At 72.8% G+C, this 4465-nt stretch carries 5 protein-coding genes; 3 read left to right on the top strand and 2 right to left on the bottom strand.

Annotated elements, in window-relative coordinates:
• The 3 genes from ABZ885_RS36070 to ABZ885_RS36060 all read left to right on the top strand — a co-directional run.
• Positions 1 to 656 (top strand): hypothetical protein (locus ABZ885_RS36070; protein WP_360198514.1); only part of this gene is annotated, 656 nt, incomplete at its 5' end.
• A gap of 158 nt (positions 657 to 814) precedes the next feature.
• Complete coding sequence (locus ABZ885_RS36065; protein ID WP_360198511.1) at positions 815 to 1501, top strand: SMI1/KNR4 family protein; 687 nt, start codon at positions 815 to 817, stop codon at positions 1499 to 1501.
• A gap of 247 nt (positions 1502 to 1748) precedes the next feature.
• Positions 1749 to 2354, top strand: a complete 606-nt coding sequence (locus ABZ885_RS36060) for a hypothetical protein (RefSeq protein ID WP_360198508.1) — start codon at positions 1749 to 1751, stop codon at positions 2352 to 2354.
• 328 nt (positions 2355 to 2682) lie between these two features.
• Here ABZ885_RS36060 and ABZ885_RS36055 read toward each other — a convergent pair whose 3' ends face one another.
• Both ABZ885_RS36055 and ABZ885_RS36050 read right to left on the bottom strand, forming a co-directional pair.
• A complete protein-coding gene (locus tag ABZ885_RS36055; protein ID WP_360198505.1) occupies positions 2683 to 3477 on the bottom strand; it encodes a G1 family glutamic endopeptidase in 795 nt (264 codons plus the stop codon).
• Between the two features lie 146 nt (positions 3478 to 3623).
• Positions 3624 to 4465: hypothetical protein (locus tag ABZ885_RS36050; protein ID WP_360198502.1), on the bottom strand; the 842-nt coding region annotated here is incomplete at its 5' end.

Raw genomic sequence — 4465 nt, 5'->3', positions numbered from 1 at the left:
CGATCTGGGCCGCCGTGCGCGGCGAGCACTGGTGGCCCGTGGCGGCGGTGGTCGTCGTCGCCGGGCTGCTCCACGTGGCGCTGCCGGCGGCGTACCGGGTGGATCCCGCCTGGGTGGTTCCGGTGGTCCTGTTCACGCTGCTGGCGGCACTGATCATCGGTGACCCGGGGCGGATCGACCGCCGGAAGACCTGGCTGAGGGCGGTCACCGAGGCCGTGATCGCCTTCCTCACCGCGGCGAACCTGTACGCGGGAGTCCACCTGGTGGTGGACATCCTGACCAACAACAAGCTGTTCGCGAACAACGCCCTCGGCCTGCTGGCCACCGGGGGAGTGACCTGGGTGACGAACGTGATCGCCTTCGCGCTCTGGTACTGGGACCTCGACCGCGGCGGCGCCGCCGCCCGCGCCCACCGGCCCTACGCGGAACCGGCGTTCGTGTTCCCCGAGATGCAGCACACGGCCTACGCACCGGCCGGCTGGGTGCCGGTCTTCGCCGACTACCTGTCGCTGTCCTTCTGGACCGCGACCGCCTTCAGCCCCACCGACGTCTCCGCGATCAAGAAGTGGGGGAAGCTGCTGATGATGGTGGAGGCCGCAGCCTCCCTCATCGTGGCCACCCTGGTGATCGCCCGGGCGATCAACATCCTGCAGTGAACCGAGCGCGGCCGGGGCCCCGACCAAGCGGCGGGCGCCCCGCGTCCGGCGCCGTTCACCGCCGCGGCCGCCGGATCCCGTGTTGATCGTGCTCACCGGGGCTGGCACGATGCGTCCGCGCCGGTCCGGCGCGCACGGGGCGAGCGGAGGAGGGACACGTGGAGGCGGCGGAGCGGGAGGCGGGCTGGGCCGGGGTGCGCGAGGAGGTGCTGGCCCTGCGGGAGGCGCCGTTCGCGACGAGGGTGTTCGGCGCCCCGAAGGGCTTCGGGCACGAGTTCCTGCTGGAGGCCCCGCTCGGCGAGGCCGAGGTGGCTGCGGCGGAGGCCGAGTTCGGCGTCCGCCTCCCGTCGGACTACCGGGCCTTCCTCCTGGACGTGGGTGCCGGCGGGGCCGGCCCGGACTACGGGCTCTTCCCGCTGCGGCGGGACGAGCAGGGCTGGCACTGGAGCGACGACCACGTGCGCGGCGACAGCGCGCTGATCGGGCGGGACTTCCTGTCGGTCGAGGAGCGGACGCGCCTGGAGAAGGAGCACGACGCCCGGGAGCCCGTGGCGGCGGACTTTCCCGACGACGAGTCGTACCGCGCGGCCTTCCAGGCCTGGGACGACGAGTGGGAACGGCTCGAACCGGAGGTGACGGCCGGCGCGGTGTGCCTCAGCCACGAGGGTTGCGGCTACTACACCTGGCTGGTCGTCACCGGGCCGGAGCGCGGCACCCTGTGGTTCGACGGCCGGGCGGCCGATCTCTCGCTGCAGCCGCTCACCGGCGATGCGGGACGGCTCGGCTTCCGCGAGTGGTACCTGACCTGGCTGGACCGGGCGACCCGGGAGGCGCACGGGCGGTGAGTCCGTCACCGGCCGCGGCGGCAGCGCCGCAACGGCGGCATCGCCCGCCTGCGAACGCGCTGCGCCCGCTCGGGACGCCGTTGGCCGGGCATGGGTGGTCATGTTCAGGCCAAGTTGACTCTCCATGCCTTGGGCACCCGGTATCCACACGATCTCCGCACTAGGGTGAGGCCTGATCCACTGCTCGGCCATCCCCCGACCAGCGGGCATCGCGCATGCCCGCCGCCAGGACTGGAGTGAACCGACCATGAACCCCCGTCACCTGTGGGAACGTCTGACCGGCGCCGTCGTCCGCCGTGGCACGGCGGCCACGGTGGGCGCACTCGCGCTCATCGCCGCGTTCGTCCTCGCGGGCGCCGCCGTCGGCGCGCCGGACGCCGCCGCCGCCCGGCCCTCCGGCTCGACCTCCTCCGGCCAGTGGTCTTGCGCCGGCGCCCCGATCCCGAGCGGATACGTCCTCACCAACCACGACCCGGCCGGCTGCAACGGCCGCGGCTCGTGGTACCAGGAGCCGGTCAAGGACGGCATGTGGACCTGCGGCGGCTCCCCGGTCGTCCCCGGCTACGTGAGCACCGCCTTCAACAGGGCCGGCTGCAACGGGGTCGGCGCCTGGAAGCACAACCTGGCCAAGGACGGGATCTGGACCTGCGGCGGCTCGCCGATCGTCGCCGGCTACGTCACCAACGACTACCTCCGCTCCGGCTGCAACGGCGTCGGCGCCTGGAAGCACCGGATCGCCAAGGCCGGCATCCTGACCTGCCCCGGCTCGCCGATCCCGCCCGGCTTCCGCTCGACCACCTTCCAGGCCGGCGGCAGCGGCGGCCTCGGCGCCTGGCTCCTCGCCCGCGCCTGACCCGGGCACACGAACGCCGGAGGCGCGCCACGCGTTGCCACGCCCGCGGCGCGACGAACGGCGTGCCGCACGCGACGCGCTGGGCCCGGCCGGAGCACTCGCCGGCCGGGCGCAGGTGTCCGGTCGTCGGCTGCCGGCGCGACCAGCAGGGGGGACGCCATGGGCGGTGGAGTCGTCGCAGGTGGCCTGGTGGTGGACCCCGTCGGCCGGTGGGTCGGGGAATCGGCGCGGTGGGCCTGGTCATGGACGGGCCGGCGCCGCTCCAGGGCAGCGGAGGATCGGGAGCCGAAGTCCGGAGGGCCGGATCGCCCGGGGCGGCGATCCCTCGTCAACTGTGCTTCCAAGTCACGTCGAAGGCGGTTCCGTCGTCGCTGAGCTCTGAGGGGGCGGCCTTGTCGTGGTCGTCCGCCGTCACCATGATGAACTCGTCCGGGGAAAAGGTCCCGAGGGGTGCTCCGTTGACGCGGGCACGGGTGAACGAGACCGTGCCGAAGTCGGCCAGCGGCCACTGACTCCCGTCAGGCTTGCCCGGCGCCTCGGCGATCACCTCGGCCCGGGTCCGCATGGGGACCGTTCCGGCCGGCGGTTCCGCATAGCTGACTTCGGCCCACTTCTTGGTGAGGTTCCGGAGGGTGAGCTCGTAACTGTTGCCGCCGAGGTACTCGACCCGGGCGAAGAGCTCGTCACCGGGCTCGAGCGGGTCGTTGTACTCCACCGGGAGTGCCGGGTACATCTCGTACCAGACGTCGTATCTCGGCCGGCCGTTCTCGCATATGGCTGTGGTTCCGGTCTGCTCGATCACGCCGGGGTCGCTCAGGCCGACCCAGAAGCTCGAACTCTGCCTCTCGGTGCCGGTGCAGGTCACGGCCGGCTGGGTCCACCGGGCTTGCACCCGTGTGAACGCGCCGGGATCGCCTGACGCCATGTAGCCTGCCCAGTTGGCGGAATCGTGCTCGGCGAATCGCTGGTGCGTGGCGAGCGCTCCCGTGGGACGGGTCGGGGGTGGGCCGGGGACCGGTGATACGGCCGGCCGGCCCGGGACGGCGGGTGCAGGGGTCGCGCCGCCGAGGACGGCGATCACGGCGACCGAGGCGGCGAGGGCGAGGAGACGTTGTGCGGGCATGCTTCCTCCGGGAAGGCGTCGGACGGTGTCGGACTTCCATCGGGTCGGCGGCAGCAGGAATCGTCTCCACACAAACCACTTGATGGTGGCCCGGCAACCCGGCGACTCCATCCGCGTGACACCCCGCTCGTCCGCAACCGCCCCGGTCAGGCCCGACCCGGCGGCCCCGGTGGTGTCGACAGTGCGGACCGCAGGTGCCTGAGCTGCAGCACTGGCCGCCGCAGTGGCGCGTCGGCACACGAGTAGAGGCTGACCCGGAAGGCCCAGGCACCGCCCTGTGTCTCGGGTTGCTCGCGCTCGTTCCACTCGACGAGTGCCTGCGTGAGTGTCGGGACCGTCTCGTCGTCGAACGTTCCTACGGCCGACTGGACGACCGGCAGCATGGCGGACACCGGTTCGCTGCCGTCGACAAGGGTGTACGCGTAGCGCGCGCCGATCGCGATGGTCCGGCCGGCCGGGTCGCCGTCGAAGAGGGTGTCGAACAGCGGCGTGAGCGGATTGTGGTCGGGCAGGTCCCAGGGGCCGACGGCGATGGTGCCGGTGAGGTCGATGAAGGGAACGGCCGGCTCGGGGTGGCCGGCCTCCGGCGTCCGGTAGACGAAGGCCGGTGCGGTGTCCGGCCAGCCCTGCCCGAGCAGACGGGCGTTGCGGGTCACCCGGGCGCAGGCCGACGCGTTCTGGTAGGCCGCGATGTGGACGCGCGGGAAGGTGAACTCGAAGGTGAGCAGCGTGAAGGCCTCGACCGATCGGAGCGGGAAGGCGTAACAGCGACAGGCGTCGGTGCTGGCACCGGCATCGGCGCAGCCGCACAGCTCCGGATCGGCGGGCGTGAGCACGTGGCGCTCGCCGGCCGCCGTGACGCACACGATCCGCTCCGGCCACCCCACCCCGCCCGGGCCGGACTCCGCCGTGCGGGTCAGCCGCAGCGTGGCGTACCAGCGGTCCTCGGCGTGGAGGCCGAGTGCGTACCGGTAGACGTCCGGGACGG

It is taken from the genome of Kitasatospora sp. NPDC047058 (assembly GCF_040643935.1).
In the GTDB taxonomy this organism is placed as follows: domain Bacteria; phylum Actinomycetota; class Actinomycetes; order Streptomycetales; family Streptomycetaceae; genus Kitasatospora.
Note: the sequence above shows the minus strand (reverse complement) of the source record. Positions and strands in the feature narration are given on the sequence as shown.

Coding starts and splice junctions, on each gene's coding strand:
- ABZ885_RS36060 (WP_360198508.1), top strand. CDS start 1,749: ATGAACCCCCGTCACCTGTGGGAACGTCTGACCGGCGCCGTCGTCCGC.
- ABZ885_RS36055 (WP_360198505.1), bottom strand. CDS start 3,477: ATGCCCGCACAACGTCTCCTCGCCCTCGCCGCCTCGGTCGCCGTGATC.